This window comes from Kribbella sp. NBC_01505, assembly GCF_045040285.1.
In the GTDB taxonomy this organism is placed as follows: domain Bacteria; phylum Actinomycetota; class Actinomycetes; order Propionibacteriales; family Kribbellaceae; genus Kribbella.
Map to the genome: position 1 here is coordinate 9,869,773 of NZ_CP109425.1, position 23,514 is coordinate 9,893,286.

General features: G+C 67.8%; 22 protein-coding genes. 10 read left to right on the top strand and 12 right to left on the bottom strand.

Going from position 1 to position 23,514, the window contains the following annotated elements:
* The first annotated feature begins 5 nt into the window (after window positions 1-5).
* Window positions 6-650, top strand: a complete 645-nt coding sequence (locus tag OG474_RS45845) for a class I SAM-dependent methyltransferase (RefSeq protein ID WP_405060006.1) — start codon at window positions 6-8, stop codon at window positions 648-650.
* Entirely contained in the window at window positions 651-1,265 is a 615-nt protein-coding gene (locus OG474_RS45850) for a hypothetical protein (protein ID WP_405060007.1), read from the top strand.
* Here the strand turns inward: OG474_RS45850 and OG474_RS45855 are convergent.
* The 3 genes from OG474_RS45855 to OG474_RS45865 all read right to left on the bottom strand — a co-directional run bounded on the left by OG474_RS45855 (window position 1,248) and on the right by OG474_RS45865 (window position 4,186).
* Window positions 1,248-2,261, bottom strand: a complete 1,014-nt coding sequence (locus OG474_RS45855; protein ID WP_405060008.1) for a glycosyltransferase — start codon at window positions 2,259-2,261, stop codon at window positions 1,248-1,250. The two genes, OG474_RS45850 and OG474_RS45855, sit on opposite strands and share 18 nt — an antisense overlap.
* Before the next feature lie 16 nt (window positions 2,262-2,277).
* Window positions 2,278-3,519, bottom strand: a complete 1,242-nt coding sequence (locus tag OG474_RS45860; RefSeq protein ID WP_405060009.1) for a hypothetical protein — start codon at window positions 3,517-3,519, stop codon at window positions 2,278-2,280.
* 163 nt (window positions 3,520-3,682) lie between these two features.
* A complete protein-coding gene (locus tag OG474_RS45865) occupies window positions 3,683-4,186 on the bottom strand; it encodes a MarR family winged helix-turn-helix transcriptional regulator (protein ID WP_405060010.1) in 504 nt (167 codons plus the stop codon).
* 39 nt (window positions 4,187-4,225) lie between these two features.
* Between OG474_RS45865 and OG474_RS45870 the strand changes: the two genes are divergently transcribed.
* Window positions 4,226-5,116 carry a DMT family transporter gene (locus OG474_RS45870; protein ID WP_405060011.1) on the top strand — a complete coding sequence of 297 codons (891 nt, stop codon included), beginning with the start codon at window positions 4,226-4,228 and terminating at the stop codon, window positions 5,114-5,116.
* On the opposite strand, the gene OG474_RS45875 is transcribed toward OG474_RS45870, so the two are convergent.
* The 3 genes from OG474_RS45875 to OG474_RS45885 all read right to left on the bottom strand — a co-directional run bounded on the left by OG474_RS45875 (window position 5,067) and on the right by OG474_RS45885 (window position 7,309).
* Window positions 5,067-6,383: a hypothetical protein gene (locus OG474_RS45875; RefSeq protein WP_405060012.1), complete on the bottom strand. Its 1,317-nt coding sequence runs from the start codon at window positions 6,381-6,383 to the stop codon at window positions 5,067-5,069. The genes OG474_RS45870 and OG474_RS45875 overlap by 50 nt on opposite strands.
* On the bottom strand, window positions 6,384-6,824 hold the full coding sequence (locus tag OG474_RS45880; protein WP_405060013.1) for a hypothetical protein: 441 nt from the start codon (window positions 6,822-6,824) through the stop codon (window positions 6,384-6,386).
* 71 nt (window positions 6,825-6,895) lie between these two features.
* Entirely contained in the window at window positions 6,896-7,309 is a 414-nt protein-coding gene (locus tag OG474_RS45885; protein WP_405060014.1) for a hypothetical protein, read from the bottom strand.
* Between the two features lie 190 nt (window positions 7,310-7,499).
* Here OG474_RS45885 and OG474_RS45890 point away from each other — a divergent pair, with 190 nt between their 5' ends.
* Complete coding sequence (locus OG474_RS45890; protein WP_405060015.1) at window positions 7,500-8,339, top strand: hypothetical protein; 840 nt, start codon at window positions 7,500-7,502, stop codon at window positions 8,337-8,339.
* A 104-nt stretch (window positions 8,340-8,443) separates the two neighbouring features.
* A complete protein-coding gene (locus tag OG474_RS45895) occupies window positions 8,444-8,692 on the top strand; it encodes a GlsB/YeaQ/YmgE family stress response membrane protein (RefSeq protein ID WP_405060016.1) in 249 nt (82 codons plus the stop codon).
* A gap of 5 nt (window positions 8,693-8,697) precedes the next feature.
* Here the strand turns inward: OG474_RS45895 and OG474_RS45900 are convergent, their stop codons facing one another.
* Together OG474_RS45900 and OG474_RS45905 are read right to left on the bottom strand one after the other, a co-directional pair.
* Entirely contained in the window at window positions 8,698-11,064 is a 2,367-nt protein-coding gene (locus tag OG474_RS45900; protein ID WP_405060017.1) for a glycoside hydrolase family 65 protein, read from the bottom strand.
* The gene (locus tag OG474_RS45905) at window positions 11,061-11,810 is read right to left on the bottom strand and encodes a beta-phosphoglucomutase family hydrolase (RefSeq protein ID WP_405060018.1); all 750 of its coding nucleotides are present in this window, start codon (window positions 11,808-11,810) and stop codon (window positions 11,061-11,063) included. The genes OG474_RS45900 and OG474_RS45905 overlap by 4 nt, the downstream gene beginning before the upstream one ends.
* A gap of 150 nt (window positions 11,811-11,960) precedes the next feature.
* On the opposite strand from OG474_RS45905, the gene OG474_RS45910 reads away from it, so the two are divergent.
* Window positions 11,961-12,797, top strand: coding sequence for a helix-turn-helix transcriptional regulator (locus OG474_RS45910; RefSeq protein WP_405064686.1), 837 nt, complete (start codon window positions 11,961-11,963; stop codon window positions 12,795-12,797).
* A gap of 44 nt (window positions 12,798-12,841) precedes the next feature.
* On the opposite strand, the gene OG474_RS45915 is transcribed toward OG474_RS45910, so the two are convergent.
* Window positions 12,842-15,550, bottom strand: a complete 2,709-nt coding sequence (locus OG474_RS45915; protein ID WP_405060019.1) for an ATP-binding protein — start codon at window positions 15,548-15,550, stop codon at window positions 12,842-12,844.
* 157 nt (window positions 15,551-15,707) lie between these two features.
* Here OG474_RS45915 and OG474_RS45920 point away from each other — a divergent pair, with 157 nt between their 5' ends.
* Genes OG474_RS45920 through OG474_RS45935 form a run of 4 tightly spaced genes read left to right on the top strand, consistent with a single transcriptional unit; the run spans window position 15,708 to window position 19,405 of the window.
* On the top strand, window positions 15,708-16,421 hold the full coding sequence (locus OG474_RS45920) for an SDR family oxidoreductase (RefSeq protein ID WP_405060020.1): 714 nt from the start codon (window positions 15,708-15,710) through the stop codon (window positions 16,419-16,421).
* A 28-nt stretch (window positions 16,422-16,449) separates the two neighbouring features.
* Complete coding sequence (locus OG474_RS45925; RefSeq protein ID WP_405060021.1) at window positions 16,450-17,307, top strand: DUF427 domain-containing protein; 858 nt, start codon at window positions 16,450-16,452, stop codon at window positions 17,305-17,307.
* Window positions 17,304-18,983 (top strand): MOSC domain-containing protein, encoded by a 1,680-nt coding sequence (locus OG474_RS45930; RefSeq protein ID WP_405060022.1) that lies wholly within the window; start codon window positions 17,304-17,306, stop codon window positions 18,981-18,983. The genes OG474_RS45925 and OG474_RS45930 overlap by 4 nt, the downstream gene beginning before the upstream one ends.
* Window positions 18,983-19,405 (top strand): VOC family protein, encoded by a 423-nt coding sequence (locus OG474_RS45935; protein WP_405060023.1) that lies wholly within the window; start codon window positions 18,983-18,985, stop codon window positions 19,403-19,405. Before OG474_RS45930 ends, OG474_RS45935 begins: the two co-directional genes overlap by 1 nt.
* A gap of 3 nt (window positions 19,406-19,408) precedes the next feature.
* Here OG474_RS45935 and OG474_RS45940 read toward each other — a convergent pair whose 3' ends face one another.
* The 3 genes from OG474_RS45940 to OG474_RS45950 form a co-directional block, all read right to left on the bottom strand.
* Window positions 19,409-19,999 carry a hypothetical protein gene (locus OG474_RS45940; protein ID WP_405060024.1) on the bottom strand — a complete coding sequence of 197 codons (591 nt, stop codon included), beginning with the start codon at window positions 19,997-19,999 and terminating at the stop codon, window positions 19,409-19,411.
* 54 nt (window positions 20,000-20,053) lie between these two features.
* Window positions 20,054-22,285: a discoidin domain-containing protein gene (locus OG474_RS45945; protein WP_405060025.1), complete on the bottom strand. Its 2,232-nt coding sequence runs from the start codon at window positions 22,283-22,285 to the stop codon at window positions 20,054-20,056.
* A 134-nt stretch (window positions 22,286-22,419) separates the two neighbouring features.
* Window positions 22,420-23,448 (bottom strand): LacI family DNA-binding transcriptional regulator, encoded by a 1,029-nt coding sequence (locus OG474_RS45950; protein ID WP_405060026.1) that lies wholly within the window; start codon window positions 23,446-23,448, stop codon window positions 22,420-22,422.
* Window positions 23,449-23,514 lie beyond the last annotated feature (66 nt).

A 23,514-nucleotide genomic window follows, 5' to 3' on the forward strand; every position in this document is an offset into this window, starting at 1 on the left:
AATTCGTGGACCAACTCGGGACGGACGAGACCATCGAGCACTGGGACCGTCGGCACCGACGGCTCGGTGCGCTGCGCTCGGGCGGCGACGCCGGGTACGACGAGTTCAGCAACGAGATCTTCTACGCGGTGCGGCTCGGCCGGCTGCTCAACATCATCGGCGACCGCACCGAGGCCGCGGCTCCGCTGCGCATCCTCGACGCCGGCTGCGGCAAGGGCTGGTTCGCGCACTCGATGGCGCGGTTCGGGCATGCGATCGACGGCATCGACGTCAGTGAGCACGCGATCGACCTGTGCCGCGCGAACGCGACCGGCCACAGCAGCTTCCACCTGTCCCCACTGGCCGACTGGAAGCCACCCCACCTGTACGACGTCGTCTACAGCATCGATGTGCTGTTCCACATCATGGACGACGCGCTGTGGGAGACCTCGGTGCTCAATCTGGCCGCACTGGTCCGGCTGGGCGGTCTGCTCCTCCTTGTAGACCACGAGTCCGATGCGGACCGCACCTGGTCGTATTACCAGCGGACCCGCGCCCTGCACCGCTACCAGAGCCTGCTGGAGCCGGTGGGGATGCAGGTGGACCGCTTCGTCCCCTATGGCTTCCGGGGCGCGCCGACCGGTTTCCTCGTCCTGCAAAGGGTGTTCTGAATGCAGCTCAACGAACTAGTCCGCACCTGGCTGCCCGAAGACGGGACAGTCGTCGATCGCACCGGCTCCGAGCACACCTGGCCGCCTCTGATGAAGGTGACCGACACAGTCCCGTCACCGGAAGCGGATGACGTCGTGACCGTAGTGACAGTGGCCGAGTCTCCCGCCGCCGCCGGCGATCTGCCTGCAGTGCTGGCGGACGCCGTACCGGGTGCGGTTGTCCTGTTGCTGCTGCCGTGGCCGCCGGCTGAGCTGCCGCTCGGTTCGGTGATTCAGGCGCTGGTGGCAGCCGGACTGCAAGCCGCTGAGGCGCATCCGCTCGCAGACACCGATTGGGGCGCGGCTGTCGTCTGCCGACGCGTCGACGACGAGGTCGGCGAGCTGCACTCCTACCTCGACCGCTCCCGGTCACCCGGCCCGCTGGAGGGCCGCACGCTGCTGCGGCTGGTCGACGAGCACGTCGTCGAGGGACTGGTCCGCAGAACGCAAGAGCTCCGCCACCAGGAGATCCAGCAGACGCTGGATTCCACAGTGGCAGAGCTGGAAGCGATGACTACCGAGCGAGACGCCCTACGGGACGAGCTGAAGGCGTTGCGGTCAGACGACCTGGGGTGACTCTTCCTCGGCCGGTACGACGGGGACCGGAAGCTCACCGGGCGCCGCGTCGATGGTCTGCGGAGCCGGCAGCCGGAGGTAGGCCAGCCGGGCCGCCTCCTGCCGGCCACGGGTGATCGCGTCCAGGACATATCCGACCGCCAGCACCAGGATCCCGACGATGCCCATCGCCGACGCCAGGATCGCGGTCGGGAACCGCGGGACCAGGCCGGTGTCGACGTACTCGGCGATCAGCGGGATGCCGAGGATCAGCGAGACGACGCCGAAGACCGAGGCCAGCAGGCCGTGGAACAGCGTCGGCCGCTCGATCCGGGTGACGGTGACGATCCAGCGCAGGATCCGCATCCCGTCGCGGTAGGTGCGCAGCTTGCTCTCACCACCGGTCGGGCGCTCCTTGTAGCCGATCGCGAGCTCGGCCACCGGGACCCGCAGGTGCAGCGAGTGGATGGTCAGCTCGGTCTCGATCTCGAACTCCTGCGCGAGCGCCGGGAACGACTTCACGTAGCGCCGGGAGAAGACCCGGTAGCCGCTGAGCATGTCGGTGATCTGCCGGCCGAACAGCGTGCCGACCGTGCCGGTGAGGACCCGGTTGCCCAGGGTGTGGCCGGGCCGGTACGCCTCTTCGTTGGTGTGCTTGCGGACACCGACGACGTGGTCGTACGGCCCCTGCAGCAGCACGCGGACCAGATCGCCCGCGCGGGCGGCGTCGTACGTGTCGTCGCCGTCGATCAGCACGTAGACATCGGCGTCGACGTCGGAGAACGCCCGGCGCACCACGTTGCCCTTGCCCTTGCGGGACTCGTGCCGCACGATCGCACCGGCGGCCCGGGCGAGTGCCGCGGTGTCGTCGGTGGAGTTGTTGTCGTACACGTAGATGCTGGCCGTCGGCAGCGCGGCGCGCAGCTCGGTCACCACCTTGGTCACAGCGACAGCCTCGTTGTAGCACGGCACGATCACAGCGATGTCCACGCCGGCGAACTCCTGCAGGTCAGTCATGATGGCTTTCTCTGGTTCAGCTCGCGCCCGGCGTGAGCCAGGTCCCGAGAACTTCGCTGGACATGGTTCCGTCGTGCACCGCACGGACGTATTCCGGGCCGCGGGCGGCGACCGCGCGGGCGGCCTCCCGGTCGGCCACGATCTGTTCGACGACCTCGCCGATGGTGGTCGGGTCGGCGTGCACGATCGGCAGGTCGCGTCCGGTCACCGAGCTGACGTGCTTGCGGACGTCCTCGTCGACGTTCACGACGACCACCCGGCCGGCGGCCATCGCCTCGCACGCGGTCACGCTGTACGGGCCGAGCACGAACTGCTCGAGCACGATGTCGGCCCCCGCCATCGCGGCCGGCATCTCCTCGCTCGGGATGCCGGTGAGCCGGCGGTACTCGATCAGGCCCTTGTCGTGCAGCGGCTGCATGGCCGCCTCGACGTACTCGGTGCCCTTGAACCGCGGGTTGGTCGGTGCGTGCAGGACGATCGGACGCTCCCGCTCGAGCACCGGCTCGTCGTTGGCCCAGCGGTCCGGGTCGATCACGACCGGCAGCCACTTGGCACCCGGTACGTCGACCAGCAGGTCCGGGGTGGACACGAAGGTCGGACCCTCGAAGGTGTTGAACAGCAGGCCTTCACGCTTGGCCTGCGCCTCCAGCCGGGTGAAAAAGTCGTCCCGCTCGTGGAACGGCGACCACTCGTGCGTCTCGGCGTGCCGGCTCGGCAGGCGGACGTCGGAACCGTGCGCGACCAGGCCGACGTTGACGCCGGCCGCCTTGAGCGTCTTCACGTCGCCGGCGGCGTTCCGCGCGAAGCGGGTGCCGAAGACCGGGCGACCGGCCTCGATCAGCACGTGGGTGTAGTTGCCGTTGGTCAGATAGTCGACCTGGCGGTCCTGCCAGACCCGGTCGTCGAGCAGCTCGCGCTCCACCTCGAGGTCGGCCGGGAACCGGTACGCGCCGCCGGCGTACTGCATGTTCTTGGCCTGCACGCCCGCGAGGTGCCGCTCGGCCGCCCGGGACCAGGTGGTGCCCTGACCGGCGAAGTTGGCCGGACCCACGAACAACCGGATCTCGGACTCCGGAACCTCCGGGTTCGGCGGCAGGGCCGCCTCCCGGCGCTTGCGGTCGACATTCGCAGCCATCGTCTTGCCACCTTCGGCCACGGCCCGCTTCCCCCGCCCCAGGAACTTGCGCGCCGGGCCCGGCAGCATCGCGAGCACACGGGCGCGCATCGACCCGCGCCCGGGAGTAACAGTGGAACCCATGGTGTGGAGCTGACCTTCCTGGTGTGCTGCGCTGGACCGAACCGGACAATCACGTGAACGGCCACCCAGGAGGAGGCTACCGGGTCCCGGATGCCATGGTGGACCGGAATGCCCTGACGCGATGTCATGCCGCGGTCAAGAATTCGCGATCTCGCGGGCAGGCCTATTGTGCCGTGTCCTCGATCCGGGCCAGCCACGCGGCCAGGATCTCCTCCAACTGAGCCGTCTCATCAGGCCGTAAGACGCCGAGAAGCCGCTTTTCGTTGTCCATATGCGCGGCGAAGGCGCGGTCGATCACCCGGCGGCCGGCAGGGGTGAGCCGGATCACCCGCCCGCGCCCGTCGGCCGCGCTGCGCTGCCGCAGGACCAGTCCGGCCGATTCGAGCCGATCGACGCGTTTGGTGACCGCACCGGTCGTCACCATCGTGTGGACGGCGATCTCCCCCGGCGCCCGCTCGTACGGCGCTCCGGCGCGGCGCAGCGCGGCCAGTACGTCGAACTCGCCCTCGGTGAGGCCGAACCGCGAGTACAGCAGGGTCAGCTCTCCGGTCAGGTGCGCGCCGATCCGGTGCATCCGGCCGATTACGCCCTGTGGGCTGGTGTCGATGTCCGGCCGCTCGATCCGCCACTCGGCCTGGATCCGGGCCACATGGTCCTTCTCAGTCACCGGTCGAGTATATCTTCCCGGGAAGATATATTGTCTTCCATGGAAAATACCTACCGCTGGGCTCTCGTGACCGCGATCGCTCCGGTGGCGTGGGGAACGAACTACTTCGTCACCCACGAGTACCTACCGGCCGGATACCCCTTGTACGGCGCGGTGTTCCGCGCACTGCCCGCCGGACTGCTCCTGCTCGCCCTGGCGCGGCGACTCCCCCACGGTGTGTGGTGGTGGCGCTCGCTACTGCTGGGTGTGTGCAACATGGGCGCGTTCTTCGCCCTCATCTACCTGGCGGCCCAGCTACTACCGGTCAGCTTGGCAGCCACGATCATGTCCGCCGCACCGATGACCATGGCGCTGTTCGCCTGGGTCCTCCTGTCCGAGCGCCCCACAGCAGCAGTTCTGACCGGCGCCGCGGCCGGATTCGCCGGCGTCTGTCTATTACTCGGCGGCGGTACGTCGGCGGTCGACCTGCGCGGAGTGCTCGCTTCGGTCGCCGCACTGACCATGTCGTCCTGCGGCTACGTCCTGGCCAAGAAGTGGGGCCGCGCCGATGGCCCACTAGCCACCACCTCCTGGCAGCTGATCGCCGGCGGACTGGTCCTCGTCCCGTTCGCGCTGGTCTTCGAAGGCCGACCACCCACCCTTGACCTCCCTGCCGTCGCCGGTTTCGCGTACGTCGGCCTGGTGGCGACCGCACTGGCCTTCACCGCCTGGTTCACCGGCCTCCGCCACCTCAACGCAGCCACGGTCGGCCTGATCGGACTCCTCAACCCGGTGACCGGCGTACTGCTCGGTCTGCTCTTCTCGGCCGAGTCCCTGACCACCCGTCAGGTCCTCGGCCTCGCTCTCGTCTTCACCGGCATCACGTTCGGCCAGGTGCGGATCAAGCGGAGAAGAGCAGTAGAAGCCCTCCCATCGTGTACGCAACCATGACGACCAGGAGCGGGATCTGGCCGGCCAATGCGCGCCCACGGGGGAAGAGGGCGACCGCGCGGTCGTGGGCTGAGATCACACCCAGGAGGTGACCGATCACCACCGCGCTCACCTGGACGGTGGCGACCGCTGTGGTGTGGTTGGTGATTCCTGCGTTCACTCCGTTCAGTCCGGTGCCGAACACGTTCCAGCCTCGGCTGAGTGGATCGCTGAGCAGGATGACGGTGCGCTGGCCTTCCAGCACGAGCAGAGTGAAGTAGTGCGCGACCACGTAGCCGAGCACGATCGGCACCACGGAGTGCGCGAACAGTCCCGGCAGTCTGGTCCGAGAGCTGTCCGAGATCCGTCCTGCGAGCACAGTCGCCGCTGAGTAGGTGATCAGCACGAACAGCACGAAGCCGAGCAGCGCCAGAGTCCCGAGCAGAGTCTGCGAGTAGCCGGAGTTCTGCGCCCATCCGATCCACCTGCTCGATCGGGAGAACCCGTCGTACGCGGTAGATCCGAGTAGCGCGGCCACCAGTCCGACCAAGCCCGGTCTGACTGTCAGGCTGTCCAGGTTCTCCAGCGGACGCCGTACGACGATCGCGCCGTCACTGCGGCGTCCCCAAGGCGACAGCTTGGCCATCAGGGTCGCGTAGGCCTCGAACGGGTCCGCGGCGGCGAACCACCGGTCGCCGAACAGCACCGCGCCGAACATGACGTAAACGACGTAGAGGGCAAGCCAGCCCTGCACCACCAGCAGCGTTGCCCGGTCAGGTGCGACCAGTTCGAGCCAGGCGAACGCGAAGATCCCGAATGCGGCCGGCCAGAGCCCCACCCGTGGTGAGAGTTCGAACAGACCGCGCCGCGGGTCATGGCGGAGCACCCGGCAAGCCAGCAGGTGCAGGGTCCGGAGTGGGTTGAGGGTGCGCCAGACCGGCCCGAGCAGTAGCGACAGCGGTACCAGTCCGACCCAGACCAGGATGTAGACGAATCCGAAGATCGGGTTCGTCAGCCGGTCCACTCCGGCCAGCAAGGCCAGTGCGGCGTACCCGAAGAGGGCAAGGCCGAACAGCCGGACCACCCAGCGCAACCAGGACGAGTCGAGCGCAGTGCGCAGTGCAGCCGGGAGCGGCGTACCGCTGGTGGCTCCGCGGTACTTCGGTGACCGCCAGGCGACGGCCAGGATGACGAACGACAGTGCGATCGCGATCCCGGCACCGGTCACAGCCAGGCCGAACGGGATCGGCAGGTCCTGACGCCCGCCGATCCCATGCAGTGGAATCACTCAGCTCACCTGCAGCTTGAAGACGAGCTTCCCGCTCTCGTGCGTCTCGACCTCGAAGCTGCCCTTGGTGTCGGCGGTGAACTCCACCGAGACCGATTTGCCCGGCTTGAGGTCCAGCGTCTTGTCATAGCCGTGGACGTGCAGCGAATCAGCCACGTCACTGACCGCCGTGATCCGGACCTTCTGACCGGTCTTCGCCTTCACGGTCTGCCCGCTCGGCGTGCTCTTGCCGCCGGCGATCTTCACGTCGACGGTCACATCAGCAGCCGGTACGACGGGTGTCGGCGTACTGCTCGGTGTCTCGCTTGGTGTCTTGCTCGGGGTCATCGTGGGCTGGGAAGGCACCGGAGTGTTCGAGCTTGTGGGTGTCTCGGTACCGCAGCCGCTCAGGACGAGGGCGAAGAGTGCAGCGGCGACTACGCCGCGAAGTGACAGCCGCATGACGGCTTCCTTCCGGAAAAGCACGCAGAAATGCGTGAACGAGTGAGGTCAGCTGGCGGAGCGGCTGACCGTCACGTCCGGAGGATGCAGAGTCTCGTCAGATCCGGAGCTGCTGGAACCACAGTCCGCAGCCAGGGCATGCGCCGGGCAGGCGCCCGCAGCGGCGCGTCAGCGAACCGCTGGCGGGTCAGCAACAGCCCAAGGCCGAGCAGCAGCACCGAGCCGATCAGCAGGGCGCAGGGCACCAGCAGATGCTGATGGTCGGAGGCATCGACGGGCAGCGTCATCGGCGCGACCATGGCGACCTGCTCGAGCCGCTCTACCGCACCATGCGCGTCGAGCGGCAGCGTAATCGCGACCGAACCGACAGTGACCTGCTCCGGCCGGCCCGAATGCCCGACGTTGCCGTGGAGTGCGAACAGGCCGACCAGCGCACCCAGGATCACCAGGGAGCGCAGCAGCTGCGATCGCGTTACGTCCACCACACGGGCAGGGTACCGGGTGGGCACGCCGGAGCAGACGTTGTCGTCGGCCGCAGCGCGGTGCGACACTGGCGGCTACACATGTTGTGAACCGGGCAGGTGGGGACCTAGTGAGCTCGGTTGCACCATTCAGGGGGACACCATGAAGGCGGGACGCAGTCGGGCAGTCGTGCCCACAGTGATAGCAGTAGTCGTGACGGCACTCGGCGCTGCCGGATGCTCGAGCGCAGTCGGTTCGGAGTACGTCGGTGACGACGCACCGACCGCACCGCCGTCGAAGTCGTCGTCGAAACCGTCGAACGGCACCAAGAAGCCGGCGGCGACGCCGAAGGCAGCCGCGGACTGTTCGAAGTCGACCCGTCGGCTCCCGGCGGTCACCGCGGTGGACGGTATCCGGTTGGAAGCCGCGACGGACTCTTCGCGAACGAGCCTGCTGCTCAAGAACACCGGCAACCTCGCGGTGATCGTCGTACCGGATGCGAAGTGGAGCACGCGGGTGGTGGCAGCGCCGTTCGCCAGCCCGCCCGACGCCGCGTCCAAGACCGCACTGAAGGCAGTGGCGAACAGCGGCATCCTGTCACCGCAGACTCAGCTGCCGGGCAACGTTCCGGCCTCACAGGCACTCATCGTGCCGCCGGGGTGGGCAGTGTGCGGCCTGTCCGACTCCCCCGGCGAGGTCGCCGGCCTGCGCTACCTGCGGGACAAGACTGCCAGCGCGGAGTACTTCGTTCTGAAGGCCCTGGCCGACCAGGCCATCGCTGTGAAGACACCTGCGTCTCAGACGTTCTACGCCGGTCTGCTGCGCTGCGGGAAGGCCACCCGCCAGCTTCTCAAGGAGCGAGTGGACCTGCAGGACATCGAGTTCTACGCCGAGCTGCTCAGGACGGGCAGTCCGTGCCAGCTGGCCTTCCGGACGCTGGTGCCGACCGAGGCGGGTTCCCAGCGCGCGATGGCCCAGGCGCTGAGCCGGCTCGAGCGGGTGCCGCACCTGCAGGAGAACACCCCACTCTTCGACGCTCAGGTCACGACCTGATCCCAGGGTGCTCTCCGGGGGCGATCAGGGTGATCTCCAACTGTGCGGCGGCCGCTGGGCCGCCACACTGGTGTGAGACCAGGACAACTCGGAGGAATCAGCACATGATCGGCTTCATCGTCGCGGGACTCATCATCGGGGCACTGGCGCGGCTCTTCACGCCCGGCAAGCAGCGTCTCGGCCTGTTCGCCACCCTGCTGCTCGGCCTCGCGGGTTCCGTCATCGGCGGCACGATCGCGAACATCCTCGGCACCGGTGGCATCTTCGAACTCAACATCCTCGGCTTCGTCACCGCCGTGATCGCCTCGGTGCTGCTCGTCGGAACCGCCGAGAAGCTCGCCGCCAAGAACTAGCCGGCTCAGCGGTCCTCGCCCGCGAAGGCCGGGCGAGGTTCGCGGCCGACCGGCTGGGTCGGCCGGTCGAGGAGCGGCACCCGCTTGGCCAGCGGCCGGGTGGCCGGCGTACCGGCGGTGACCGTCAGCTCCTCCCCCACGTGCCGGAGGGTGATGCTGGCGTCCTCGCCGTCGCGCACCGTGTAGGTGACCGACGTCGGGCTCACGTCCACCGTCAACCGGACCCCACGCCACCGGACCGAGAAGCACAGCTTCGTCAATCCCTGTGGCAACGCCGGATCGAACGCGAGGATGCCGTCCCGGTCCCGCAGCCCGCCGAACCCGGCAACCAGCGCCGTCCAGGCTCCGGCCAGCGACGCCATGTGCAGTCCGTCGCCGGTGTTGTTGTGCAGGTTCCGCAGGTCGATCAGCGCGGCCTCGTAGGCGTAGTCGTAGGCCAGATCCAGATGACCGACCTCAGCCGCCATCACTGCCTGGACACACGCCGACAGCGACGAGTCCCGCACGGTGATCCGTTCGTAGTACTCGAAGTCGCGGGCCTTCTGCTCAGGCGTGAACGCGTCACCACACCAGTACGTCGCCAGGATCAGGTCCGCCTGCTTGACCACCTGCATCCGGTAGAGCTGGAAGTACGGCGCGTGCAGCAGCAGCGGGTATTTGTCCTTGTAGCCCTTGAAGTCCCACTCCGCATACCCGGTGAAGCCCTCGGACTGCGGATGGACGCCGAGCTCTTCGTCGTACGGGATGTAGACAGCCGCAGCGGCATCACGCCACTCCGCCTCTTCCTCACTGTCGACACCGAGCGTCCGAGCGAGTCCTGGGAACTGCATGGCCATCTCGGCCGCCGCCTGCAGGTTCCGCGCGGCCATCAGGTTGGTGAAGACGTTGTCGTCGGCAACCGCGCTGTACTCGTCCGGTCCGGTCACACCGGGCAGATGCCATTGCCCATGGGTGTCATGGTGCCCAAGCGAGGACCACAGCCGAGCAGTCTCGACCAGGAGCTCCAGCCCGACCTCTTCGATGAACTGGTCGTCGCCGGTGGCCCGGTGATACCGCATCACCGCTTCGGCGATGTCCGCGTTGATGTGGAAGGCCGCCGTACCGGCAGGCCAGTAGCTGGAGCACTCCTGGCCACGGATGGTCCGCCACGGGAACGCTGCGCCACGCAACCCCAGTACGTCGGCCCGTTCCTTGGCCATGCTCAGTGTCGTGTGCCGCCAGCGCAGCGCATCTGCCGCCGCATCCGGCATGGTGTAGGTCAGCACCGGCAGGACGAAGCCTTCGGTGTCCCAGAAGGTGTGACCGTCATATCCGGCACCGGTCAGTCCCTTGGAGGGGATCGCCCGGCGCTCTGCCCGCGCACCTGCCTGCAGGACATGGAAGAGCGCGAACCGGACAGCCTGCTGCAGCTCGGGGTGCCCGCCTACCTCGACATCGGCACCGTCCCAGAAGTCGTTCAGGAACTCGGCCTGCTGCTTTACCAACCCGTCCCAGCCCGAGAAGCGCGCACTGGCCAGTCCGGCCGCTACCTGGTCCCGGATCGCGGTCTCCGACCGCAGACTCGACCAGCCGTAGGACAGGTACTTCACAACGCGCAGCTTCTCGCCAGGCTGGAGCTGACAGATCACCGTGGTTCGCGCCCAGTCCTCACGGATGTCCTGGTCAATCTCGAACCGGGTCGGCGCCTCCACCTCGTGGGTCATCGCTGCGGCCATCAACTGGCGGCTGTGTGTGGTCCGGTGGATCAGGACTGTGCCATGGTCGCCGCCGTCGTGACTGACCGGCTTGAGCGGGTTGTCGAGCACCGCTGCAACCCGTGGGTCGTCAGACAGCGTCGGCTGCGCCTCATTGGCCACCAGCTCGGACTGAATCACGAACCGGGCCGGCTGATCGACCGCCTCGACTGTGTACTCGATCGCTGCGACCGCACGCTGGGTCAGCGACACCAGCCGCCGGCTGGTCACCTTGATGCGCTTGCCGGCCGGTGAGGTCCAGTCCACGTCGCGTTGCAGCAAGCCGGTGCGGAAGTCCAGAGACCGCTCATGCTTGGTCAGGAAGCCGTAGCGAACGTCGAACGGTGAGTCGTCGACCAGGAGCCGGATCAGCTTCCCGTTGGTCACGTCGACCAGCGTCTGCCCGGACTCCGGATAGCCGTAGCCGGCTTCGGCGTACGGGAGCGGACGTGCCTCGTAGAACGAGTTCAGATAGGTGCCCGGGATCGCATACGGCTCTCCCTCGTCGAGGTTGCCCCGCAGTCCGATGTGCCCGTTGGACAGAGCGAACAGCGACTCCGACTGCGCCAGGTCGTCCAGCGCCAGCCGGGTCTCGCGCAACCGCCATGGCTCGACAGGGTGATGCCCACGATCGATCACTGCTCTCCCCCGTCCAACAGCTCGGCCAGATCCTGTACGACGACGTCCGCGCCGTGCGCCTTGAGCTCTTCGGCCTGTCCGACCCGGTCCACGCCGACCACCCGGCCGAACCCACCGGCGTGCCCGGCGGCGACACCGGCCAGCGCGTCCTCGAACACAGCTGCCTCGGACGGATCGACCCCGAACCGTTTGGCCGCGGCCAGGAACGTGTCCGGTGCCGGCTTGCCCTTCAGCCCGTCGGTCCGGATCGTCACGCCGTCCACGATCTCCTCGACGTACTGGGCGAGGCCGGTGACGTCGAGCACCTCGCGGGTGTTCGCACTCGACGAGACCACGGCCCGGCGTAGTCCGGCCTCCGTGGCGGCTTGCAGGTAGCGCCGCGAGCCCTCGAACACATGCACGCCCTCAGTGCGGATGCGCTGCTGGACCGCCTCGTTCTTGCGGTTGCCGAGCCCGTTCACCGTCTCGGCGTCCGGTGGGTCGTCCGGCGTCCCCTCCGGCAGTGTGATGCCACGAGACGTCAGGAAGTCGCGGACACCGTCCATCCGCGGTTTGCCGTCGACATAGTCGTCGTACTCGGCGCGTGCGTCGAAGGGCTGGAACTTGCTGCCCTGCCGCTTCGCATAGTCCTGGAGAAACTGGTCGAACATCTCTTTCCAGGCTGCGGCGTGCACCGCCGCGGTATCGGTGAGCACTCCGTCCAGATCGAACAGACAGACCCGGATCCCCGTCGGCAGTCCCAGCATCTGCACCCTCTCGCGTCGTCGACGTTCCCTGCACACCAGACAACTGCCACAGTAGCCAGCCGACTGCTACGGACACGCCACTCCAGCCATGACAGGCCGATTACGTGAGAACATGTCGGGCGACTGGGGAGTCACGGGGCGGTGGAGAAGATGCGCCAGATCAGCATGCACAGCACGTTGCACAGCCGGGGCACCACGAATGTGGGCCGCCAAGAGGTCCTGGACGCGTCCCTGCGGCTCCAGGTGGTCCGTGCCAGGTACTGCGACGACCTGCTGGCCAGACGCCCGTGTGAGGCTGAGGTGTTCGTCGTCTCGGACCGCTTCGCCCTGCGCGACTGGCTCGAGGGGCACTGCGGCAAGGCGGAGGAGCTGACGGCCGTCACGTGGACCCGGCACCAGAGCGTAGAGACGTTCGCGCCCAGCCACCGCTACAACCGCGAGCTGGTCGAGGCGGGTCTGCGGATGACGAGCTTCTTCGACATCAGCGAGGGCTCGCCGACCGTCACCGACTTCATCGTCGCCGCCGACGACATGCCGTACCACGTGTCCTTCGGGCCGATCCAGCTCAAGCTGCTGGACGGCGAGCGAGTGATCGTCGAGGGTCCGGTGCTGAACGGCAAGCGGAGCCTGATGATGATCCACGGCACGGAGTGCGTCAACGCCGCCAAGCAGTACCTGCGAGCGGTCCGCTGCGGCGCAGTGCGCGCGGTGGAGCTTCGGGAGCACTACACGGCCGGTCTGACCCCGCGCCAGCACGTCATCGCGGCACTGCTCGGCGACGGCTGCACCGACGAGGACATCTCCGACCGGCTGACCCTCAGCGTCCGCACCGTGCGGTACGAAGTGGCGAAGCTGATGGACGCCCTGGAGGTCAAGACGCGCTTCGCCGCCGGCGTCCGGTACGCCGAAGCCGACACCCTCGAACGCCATCACATTGCAGGAACCTGCAACCTAATCGACCGGTGTGACGGCACGCACGCACGCTGACGCCATGCGAACCAGAAGCATCAGCGGCGACGGCTCCCCGGCACTCACGTCAACACACGGTCCAGCTGGCTGCGGGACGTGATCCCGAGCTTCGTGAACACCTTGCGCAGGTGGTACTGCACCGTCCGCGCACTGATGAACAGGCGGGTCGCGATCTCCGGGTTGGACAGACCGTCCCGAGCCATCCGGGCGATCTGCGTCTCCTGCGCGGTCAGCTCAGCCTGAGCAGGCACCACCCGCTTGCGTGCGGCCCCACCAGCCGCCTGCAGCTCACGCCGCGCCCGCTCAGCGAAGCCGGTCATCCCCATCGACTCGAACATGCCGTGCGCTGTCCGCAGTGCCTCCCTGGCATCGGTACGACGACGCTCGCGCCGCAGCCACTCGCCGTACAGCAACTGGGTGCGCGCCACCTCGACCCGGAGCTTCGTCTTACCCAGATGCGCGAGTGCCTCGCGATAGAACCGCTCGGCCTGCTCACCGTGGCTGAGCAACGCCTGCGCACGGGCATGCGCGCCCAGCGCCCATGGCGTGCCGGTCGCACCAGCCATCTCGCCCAGCGCCGTGCCGGCCCGTTGGGCAAGGTCGGTCGCGCCGATCCGCACAGCTGCCTCGACCAGCTCCGCTGGCGCCAGAGTCATCGACAACGCATCACGCGGGTCCTCACACGCACGCTCCGCCGCCTCAGCAGCATCCTGGTACCGCCCGAGCCCGTTGCCGAGGACAGCGGTCGCCCACTCGGCAAACGCGATTCCGATCCCCTCACCGCGCAGAGTCGCGTCCCGCTTGGTGGATTCGACCAGTGCGACCGTCCTGGCCCGATCGCCCCGAAAGGCAGCCAGAGCGAGCTGCCCGTACGGCGCGAGCTTGCCGCCGGTGACCTCGTTGGCCGTCTCCACCTCCGCAGTCAGCGCAGCTGCCTCGGACAGGTCGCCCGCGAACACCGTCCAGTAGGCATGTGAAGTGAGTGCGAGCGCGAGATCACTCAGTACGCCGGTCTGCCGCGCCAGCTGCAGGTGTCGCTCGGACAACTGCTCCCAACGATCCGCATCCCAGAGCCGCATCGATGTCGTCGTGGCCATCCACAGCAGCTGGAGCTCTTCGTCGACCGACATGTCCGAGCCGAAGCCGGCAAGCGCCTGGTGCAACTGCTCGGCACCCGCTGCGTACCCATCGCGGTAGTACAACGCACTGCCATCGAGCACCAGATCGGCAGCACGCCTGGCCAGAGGCTGTGGAGCCGCCGCGGCTGCGCGCGCCACGTCGATCACGTCACCACCTGGCGTGGCAAGGCGCCCGGCGAAGATCGCCGCCGACAACGCATCCAGGTACGTCGCCCGCGCCAGCCCGAGGTCGATCGGTTCGAGCCGCTGTGCCGCGGCCAGCATCAGCGGCGGTGCGTCGTTACCCCGGTTCGTCACGAAGGCCAACTGTGCCCGCACCAGGTCCGCCTGAGCTCGCTGCAGCTCCGTCAACTGCTCGCCCTCGGCCACGGCGAGCAGGTCGGCCGCCGTGTCGTACGCCCCGGTCCGAAGCTGCGCCTGCGCGGCTGCGAGAGCGCGCGTAGCTCGCGACGCCGGGTCGATGGTGAGGGTGGCCGAGCGGCGCAGGAAGGCCGCCTCCGCGGAGAAGCCACCCCGGGCCCGCGCTCTGCCGGCCGAGTGCTCAAGTTCCGCCGCCACCAGCGCGTCCGGCCCAGCAGCTGCCTCGGCCCGATGCCAGGCCAGCCGATCGGGGTCGGTCGCAGCATCGGTCGACTCTGCGAGTACTCGATGGATCTCGCGACGCTCCGCCGCCGGTGCGGAGCGATAGACCGCCGCCCGGACCAACGGGTGCCGGAACCTGATCCGGGGCGCGAACTCCGCCAGCCCCGCATCCGCTGCGGCCGCCTCTGCTTCTGGTCCGATCCCCAGTCGCCCCGCGGCTCGGCGTACCAGCGCGTCGTTGCCTGAGGGCTCGGCGGCGGCGACCAGGAGCAGCCGGCGGGTTTCGGCCGGCATCGCTTCGACGCGACGCCGGAAGCTCTCCTCGACCGTGCCGGCACCGGGCACACCGAAGCCACCCGCCAGCTGGGCCGGTGTGAGACAGCGCGGCAGCTCCAGCAAGGCGAGCGGGTTGCCGTGGGCCTCAGCAATCAACTGGTCCCGCACCTTGGCGTCGATCGGGCCAGACAGGACGTCATCCACGAGCCGGCGGGAGTCCTGATCGGTCAGCCCCCTGACCGGGAACTCGGTGACACCAGCCAGCAGCGCGTCGACGGCTGGGGCCGCAAAAACCAGTCCGACCGACTCGGCGTCCAACCGGCGCGCAACAAACGCCAGGATCTGCGCAGAGCACCCGTCCAGCCACTGCTGGTCATCGACGATGCACAGCAGCGGCTGCGTCTCGGCCGCTTCGGCCAGCAACCCCAGGACGGCAAGGCCGATCAGGAAGCTGGGAGGCTGCGGCCCAGAGCTCAGGCCGAACACCGTCCGCAGAGCCTCGCTCTGAGGCGGCGGAAGCCGGTCCAGCAGGTGCAAAGCCGGTACGCACAGCTGGTGCAGGCCGGAGAACGACAGGACCATCTCGGACTCGACCCCGGACACCCGGGTCACACGACAGTCGGTGGCGTGGTGGGACAGGTAGCCCAGCAGGGCCGTCTTGCCGACACCTGCGTCACCGTGCACCACCAGCGCCCGGCTCTGACCGGACCGGATCGCGGTCACGACCTGGTCGAGGGCATCGCATTCAGCCTGGCGGCCGATCAGTTCCCGCACGCTCTCACGCTAGCTCGTACCTACGCCTGGCGGATGTGGCCAGCCACTGGCGGATGCACGCCCGCATCCCTCTCCCGCACGCTCATCCATGCACATCCGGTGCTACCGGTCGCCTGAAATGCCGTTCGCGTTTCGTAAGCCACAGGAGAAGATTTCGATGACGCTCAAGGACAAGACTGTTCTAGTGGTCGGCCGGGGCGGCGGACTGGCCCGGGCGGTCGTGCTGGCCGCGCAAGAAGCCGGTGCGCAGATCATCACGGCAGGGCGCAGCCAGGAGAAGCTCGCCGAGGCGTACGCGAGCACTCCGGACATCAGAACCGAGTACGTCGACCTCACCGACGAAGCGTCCATCGCAACGCTGGGTGAGCGCATCGGCTCGGTCGACCACGTGGTGACGACCGCCTCAGCGCGTGCTCGCGGCCGGATCGCCGACCTGGACCGGGATGCGGTCCGGCTGTCCTTCGACACCAAGGTGATCGGTCCGCTGATGCTGGCCAAGCACCTGGCCGGGCGGATCAACGCGGGCGGTTCGATCACCCTGTTCTCCGGGGTCGCCGCGGCCAAGATCGCGGTGGGGACGCTAGCGGTGGCGATCACGAACGGGTCGGTCGACGTACTGGCTCGTTCACTCGCGCTGGAGCTCGCACCGATCCGGGTGAACGCGGTCTCCCCCGGTGTGATCGACACCGGCGCTTGGGACGGTCTGGGCGAGCAGGCGAAGGCGGACTACTTCAAGGACCTGACGGAGCGCAATCCGGCCCGCCGGATCGGTACTGAGGCGGACATCGCCGAGGCCGTGCTGTTCGCGATGACCAACACGTTCCTGACCGGCCAGACACTGCGCATCGACGGCGGCGAACCTCTTATCTAATTCGACCCCTATCTGAAGGAGAGTCGCCATGGGTCTGTCCTGGCAGCAGGGCCCGCTCGGAACCGGTGCGGTCGGCCGGTTCCTGGTACCGGAGGTCCTGCCCGACCGACTGCTGTTCGCAGAACCCCTGCGGCGGCGGATGCGAGTCCAGTTCGGCGGCCGCTGGATCGCCGACAGTGAAGACGTCGTCCTGCTCCACGAGCCGGCGCGGTACCCGGTCGCCTACTTCCCGCTGGACTCCATCGAGCCCGGCGTACTGACTGCCGCCGACCGCACCACGCAGCACCGCGACCTGGGTACGACGACCTGGTACACGGTGACTGTGGACCACAACAGCAAGCCCCGCGCGGCCTGGCAGCACACCGAGCTGCCGGACTACGCGAATGAGCTGAGCGGCCGAGTGGCGTTCGCCTGGCGAGCCATGGACGCGTTCTACGAGGAGGACGAGCGGATCGTCGGTCACGCGGCCGACGCGTACCACCGGATCGACATCCGGCAGACCAGCCGGCACCTGGTGGTCTGTGACGGTGACCGAGTGGTTGCCGACAGCAAACGCCCGCTGGTGCTGTACGAGTCGGGTTTCGCACCACGCTGGTACGTCCCCCGCGACGACATCGACGAAAGCACCCTCACCCCCGTCGACGGTCAGACCTTCTGCCCCTACAAGGGCCTGTGCAGCTACTACGACATCGGTACGGCGCACCAGGCGGCCTGGGGCTACGAAGACGCGTGGACCGACGTACGCCGGATCTCCGGGCTGGTGTCGTTCGAGCCGGACAAGGTGCACGTGGAACTCGACGGCACGCAGCTAGGGTTGGAGCCAGGCCAAGCCGTCATCTCGCACGGCGTAGACCGAGACCTCACCGTAGAGGAACTTTCTGGATGACCAAGTCGACTCTGCTGTCTGTGAACGTCGGGATGCCTCAGAACGTGGAGTGGAACGGTCACACGGTCTACACCGGGGTCTGGAAGCGGCCTGTCGACGGACCGGCGATGGTCCGGCGGCTGAACATCGACGGGGACGGTCAGGGCGACACCGGAGGGCACGGTGGCGAGATGCGCGCCGTGCTCATCTACCAGATCCAGTCCTACCGGTACTGGGAAAAGCACTTCGGACGCGACGACTTCGACTACGGCCAGTTCGGGGAGAACCTGACGGTCGACGGCATGCCCGACGAAGAGGTCTGCATCGGAGACCGGTACCGGATCGGTGCGGCCGAGTTCGAAGTGACCCAGCCGCGGGTGACTTGCTACCGGGTCGGAATGCGCATGGGTGAACCAGAACTGCCCGCACTGCTCGTCAGCCATCACCGCCCCGGCTTCTACTGCCGCGTGATCACCGAAGGCCAGATCCAGGCCGGTGACTCGATCGTGAAGACGAAAGCTGGACCGGGCGGGTTGAGCGTCGCTGACACCGATGCGCTGCTCTACCTGCCCAATCGGGACCTGGCGAAGTTGCGGATCGCGGTCGACATCCCAGCGCTGAGTCCTGGCTGGCAGGGGTCCTTCCGGGAGTTGCTGCACGGCTCCGACGTCGTGAAGCCGGCCTGGGACGGGTTCCGGCCATTGCGCGTCACGGAGGTGATTGCCGAGAGCGCCACAGTGTCATCCGTCGTACTGACTGCAGCTGACGGTACGACGCTGCCCAGCGCCGCACCTGGGCAGTACCTGACGCTCAAGGTGGCGGGAGCTGGTTCACCGGTGCCGGTTCGGAGCTACTCACTGTCGAGCGCGCCTGGGACCAGCAGCTACCGGATCAGCGTCAAACACGAACCCCATGGGTTGGCGAGCAGCTATCTGACCACGCAGTTGCGGCCGGGCGCCGTACTGGAGGCTGCTGCACCGCGTGGTGACTTTGCCCTGAGTGACGACAGCAGTCCGGTGGTACTGCTCTCGGCCGGGATCGGTGTGACGCCGGTGCTCGCGATGCTGCACCAGCTGGCGGCTACCCGCAGCACTCGCCAGATCTGGTGGATCCACGGCGCACGTACCTCGGACGAGCACCCGCTGGCGGCCGAGGCGCATGCGCTCATCGGCTCACTCCAGAACGCGGTTGAGCAAGTCTACTTCAGTACGACCGACGGCCGCATCACCAAGGACAAGCTGGAGGCGTTAGGACTGCCGACCGAGGCAACGGCGTACATCTGTGGTCCGGCCGCGTTCATGGCCGAGATGACTGCGCATCTGACAGCACTAGGCCTTGCTCCGAGCCACGTGCGGACCGAGCTCTTCGGAGCGCTGCCCTCCACCAACCCAGGCATCACTGACCCGACCACCCGCGCACCGCATCAGCCGGAGGGCGAGCCAGGCACCGGACCACTCATCACGTTCGCCCGGAGCGGCATCTCGACACCCTTCGCTGGGAAGAGCGTTCTCGAGCTGGCCGAGGCCTGCGACGTACCGACGCGCTGGAGCTGCCGCAGCGGCGTCTGCCAGACCTGTGTGACGCCACTGCTCGCCGGCTCGATCACCTACTCCCCTGACCCGTTGGAACCCGCACCCGAGGGCCAAACCCTCATCTGCTGCGCCCAGCCCACCTCTGACCTAGTACTGGACATGTAATGGACTACAGACTCGAAGTACTCACGCTGCCGGTCACCGATGTCGACACGGCACTCGCCTTCTACACAACACTCGGCTTCGCCCTCGAAGTCGACTACCACCCCCGCGACGGCTACCGCGTCGTACAACTGACACCTCCGGGATCGCCCTGCTCCATCCAGTTCGGCGAAGGCCTCACGGACGCAAGTCCTGGCTCGTCCCGCGCCAACTACCTGGTTGTCCCGGACCTGCAAGCCGCACACGAAGACCTACAGACTCGCGGCGTGCCAGTAGGACCGATCCAGCACAAGACGCCGTCAGACAACTGGTCCGGCGAGCTCACGACCGGACTGGATCCAGGCCGCCGCAACTACGCCAGCCTCGCCACACTGGCCGACCCCGACGGCAACACCTGGATCCTCCAGGAGATCCGCCCGTCCTGACGATCAGCCGATGCGAATCGACGAGTCTGACTGATAGGCGACGATCGCCGCGCAGCACAGCGTGTCGGACAGCACAGCGCCGGCAGTCCCACCACCCTCCATCAGCGGCAGCTCCTGCGGAAACCCTGCGAGCGGCTCGTCGAGCAGCGCGCCGTACAGGTCAGCAGCGACCTTCAGGTTGTAAATGTTGGGTGCACCGACCAACCGCTGCAGCCAGGCCGACTGGAAGAGCAACCGCGGAACAGAGCCGAGCGTGAAGCCCGCACCGTCGGCTTCCAGAAACACCGGCTTCGGCAGATCGACCGGAATGAACAGCGAGTCCAGGGAGGCGGCCAGCACCTGGTCGAACGTGACCAGGAGATCTTCCGGGAGGATCACGTCGAGCTCGAGCAACTCGGCCAGCGGCTGCCCGTAACCGAGGTAGAGCGGTCCGCCGCTACTTCGCGGTTCGGTGTGCGGTGGCAGCCCTTGCGAAACCAGGTACTCGTTGACCACCTCGAACATCTCAACGGCGTACTCGTGCCAATCGCTGTCCTGGTCGGCCCCTGGATCGTCGATGCCGTCCAGCGGGCCGACAACCAGATGGAATCCCATTGGGCCAAGCTAGCAAGTACGGCGCCGGGCGACGCCGTACTTGTCAGCATCAGGTCAGGGGTAGCTGGGCAGGTAGCGCTGCTGGTTGGCGGCGTTGGCGGTGCCGCCGGTGTTGTTGATGACGTTGGAGATGGTGCCGACGCCACCGAGCGAGACCGAGACCAGGTCGTGGAAGCGCACTGCCTGCGTGTCCGGCACCTCGAACGAGCGCGTGGCCACGATCGAGGTGTTCGGGCTGAAGAAGCAGTAGCTGCCGACGCCCCAGGCTTCGTGCGAGGTCACGCTGTTCGCGACCTTGTACGCCGCCCAGCCCTGCGTACCGCCGCCGCTCGACCACGAGGCCTGGTCGGGCACGTCGTACGGCATCTCGTTCTGGTAGAAGTACGTGCGACCGCCGTTGCCGTTCCACAACGTCTCGTACTCCTGGTAGTGCTCGACGAACAGGCCGTACATCGTCACGTTGTTGCCGTTCACAACAAGCCCGTTCGCGGCGGTGTTGACGTTCCAGCCGACGCCGTCGCCGTGGTCACCACGCCACAACCACAGGTGGTCGCCGATCACGTCGTTGCTGTTCACCCGCAGGCTGACGCTGGCCTTGCCGATGTGCGCACCACCGACCCGGACGAACACGTCGTGCAGCGAGGTCGGGTTCGCCGCGTGGCTGACGGTCGAGCCGGCGGTACCGATCTCGATCAGCGACGGCGAGTTGACCGGCCCGGCGTCGACGAGCACGCCGGCGAGCTTGACGCCGTCCACGTCGGCGACGCTGATCGCCGCCTTGCCGTTGTCGGGGATCAGCGTGGCCAGGCCGAGCCCCAGTACGACGGTGTTCGGCCGGGTGACGCGGATCGTGTCGTTGAGGTGGTAGGCGCCCGGCGTGATCAGCAGGTGCCTGCCCTGGGCAAGGGCCGCGTTGATCGTGTCGACGGTCGTCCCCGGCTTGACCACGAAGAAGCCGGCCAGGCTGATCGACGATCCGGCCGCCTGCCCCTGCGACCAGCTGGTCCCGGCCGAGTTGGTCCGCAGCGCCGGGACGAAGACGTTGTAGTTGCCCGCAGCATCGAAGTACAGGAACGGCTTCTCCCGGACCTTCGGGGTCTGGCCGACCGTCGTGTGCGCGGGGTCCGGGAAGTGCTGCGGCGGTGCGCCGTTGGTACCGACGAACACCATGTTCCAGACCGAACCGGCCCAGCTACCGAACTCCGAGTTCCGCGAGAACCACTGCTGCTGCGAACCCGACACCACCCGGCCGTCGATCTTGCTGTCCGCGAACAGACCGCCGCTCGCCCAACCGTCGCCGCCGTTCCACAACTGGACCTCCGGCGCGCCCTTCAGATGCATCCGCCGGTACGGCGCCGCTTGCGAGACCGCCCAGCGCTCGATCTGACCGGCCGGAGTCGTGACCGCGAGGTTCTCGGCGGACCGCCAGAAGTTCTGCGTGGCGTTGCCCTTGTTGTTCGGGTTGTCGCCCTGCTGCAGCCAGTCGGCCTCGACCCGGACATGGCCATTGAGGTTGACATCGTCGGGTGACAGCCCGAGGCCGGCCACCTGGGTGTAGAAACCGAGGTTCACATCGGCCGTGTAGGTGCCGGGCTTCCACAGCACGGCGTACCGCTGAGTGCCGAACTGGTTGGTGTGCATCTCGGCAGCGATCTGGTTGAGCTTGTTCTGCATGTCCGTCTGCGAGCTGCCCGGTCCGTAGACGAACACGTTCGGCCCGAAGTCGGGATTGCGCGGATCGGTCGGCGGGATCACCGGACCGGTGCCATCGCTCGTGCGCACCGCAACCTCCCAGAGCGAATATCCCCAGCCGGTCGCGCGCTGGGTGCCGGTGATCCGCAGGTAGCGCCCACTGCCGGTGACGTCGAGCGTCTGCGCATCTCCGGTCCCGGTCGTGGTCGAGTAGATCTGGGTCCAGGCCGCGGCATCGCCGGAGATCTCGATCCGGAAAGCCTTCCCGTACGCCGACTCCCAGGTCAGCGCGAGCTGGCAGACGCTGACCGTGGATCCGAGGTCGATCTGCAACCACTGCGGATCCGAGAAAGCGCTCGCCCAGCGTGTCCCGGGATTACCGTCGACCGCGGCCGAGGCCGGCGTACCGGCATTCTCGACCGACGACGCGGTGGCCGGCCGATTCAGCGCGGCGTTCGCCGTACCGCAGGCAGCTACCCGGTCCTGCTGCCGGGAGGCGGCCACGGCGTCACCAGCGCCGAGACCCGCCGTCAGCACGGCCAGGGTGGTCAGAACCATCAGAGAACGCGCACGCAGGCGCGACGAAACATCCATGGGCGACACCAATCAGAGGAGGCGGAGAGATCCGAGAGAGCGCTCTCTCGGATCTTGATCGTGCTCCGGCCCGCTGTCAAGGGAACGTTCCCTCAGCGTGGTTCCGGAACTTTACGGGGTCCCGATCGAGCGCGTCAGGCGGATTCGCGCAGGACGAGCTCCGGCCGGAACACCACCGACGTGGGCACGGCGTCCGGGTTGGTGATCCGTTCGAGGAGGATGGCGGTCATCTTCGCGGACATCTCCTCGACCGGCTGGGAGATCGTGGTCAGTCGCGGGCGCGACATCCGGCTCGGCTCGCTGTCGTCGAAGCCGATCAGGGCGACGTCGCCAGGGACCGATCGACCGCCGTCTCGCAGCGCCCGGAGCGCGCCGACGGCCATCAGGTCGTTGGCGGCGAAGACACCGTCGACGTCGGGCAGCGCGGCCAGCAGCTCGATCATCGCCTGCTCACCGCTGTCGGCCGTGAAGTTGCCGCGGGCAACATGTACGTACGGGACGCCGTGCCGTTCCATCGCACGCTGGAAGCCGGCGAGGCGGCTGTTCGCGGCCGGCAGGTCGGCCGGGCCGGCGATCGTGGCGATCTTGCGGCAACCGCGTTCTGCCAGCTGCGCGGCGGCCAGGGCCGCGCCGGCCTCGTGGTCGAGGTCCACGAAGCTGATCGGTACCGGGTCGGCCGGGCGGGCGAAGAGCACGGCGGGCACACCCGCGTCGACGAACAGCCGCGGCAAAGGGTCGTCCGAGTGGGTCGAGACCAGGATCGCGCCTTCCGCGTTTCCCCGCCGCACGAAGGCGAGCGCGTCCTTGCGGGCATGGTCGGAGTCGGCCAGCAGCAGCGTCGGATGCATTCCCCGCTCGCGCAGATACGTCACCACGCCACCAGTGATCCGGCCGAAGAACGGGTCGGCGAAAGCTTGGGCAGCCGAGCCGTCGGAGCCCGACATGACCAGGGCGATCGTCCCGGTCCGCCGGTTGACGAGCGTGCGAGCGGCAGCGTTCGGCACATAGCCGGTGGTCTCGATCGCCGCCTGGACGCGGCGGACGAGTTCGTCGTCGACGGTGTCGAGACCGTTCACCACCCGGGACACAGTGGCGCGCGAGACCTGCGCGACCTCGGCCACGTCCTCCAGGGTCGGCGTCCGCCGCTTCGCTGCCTGCTTCATGGGACCGGATCGTATCTGGGTCACGCGTTTTCCCCTCAGACTTATCCACAGGGGTGCGGCGGCCCC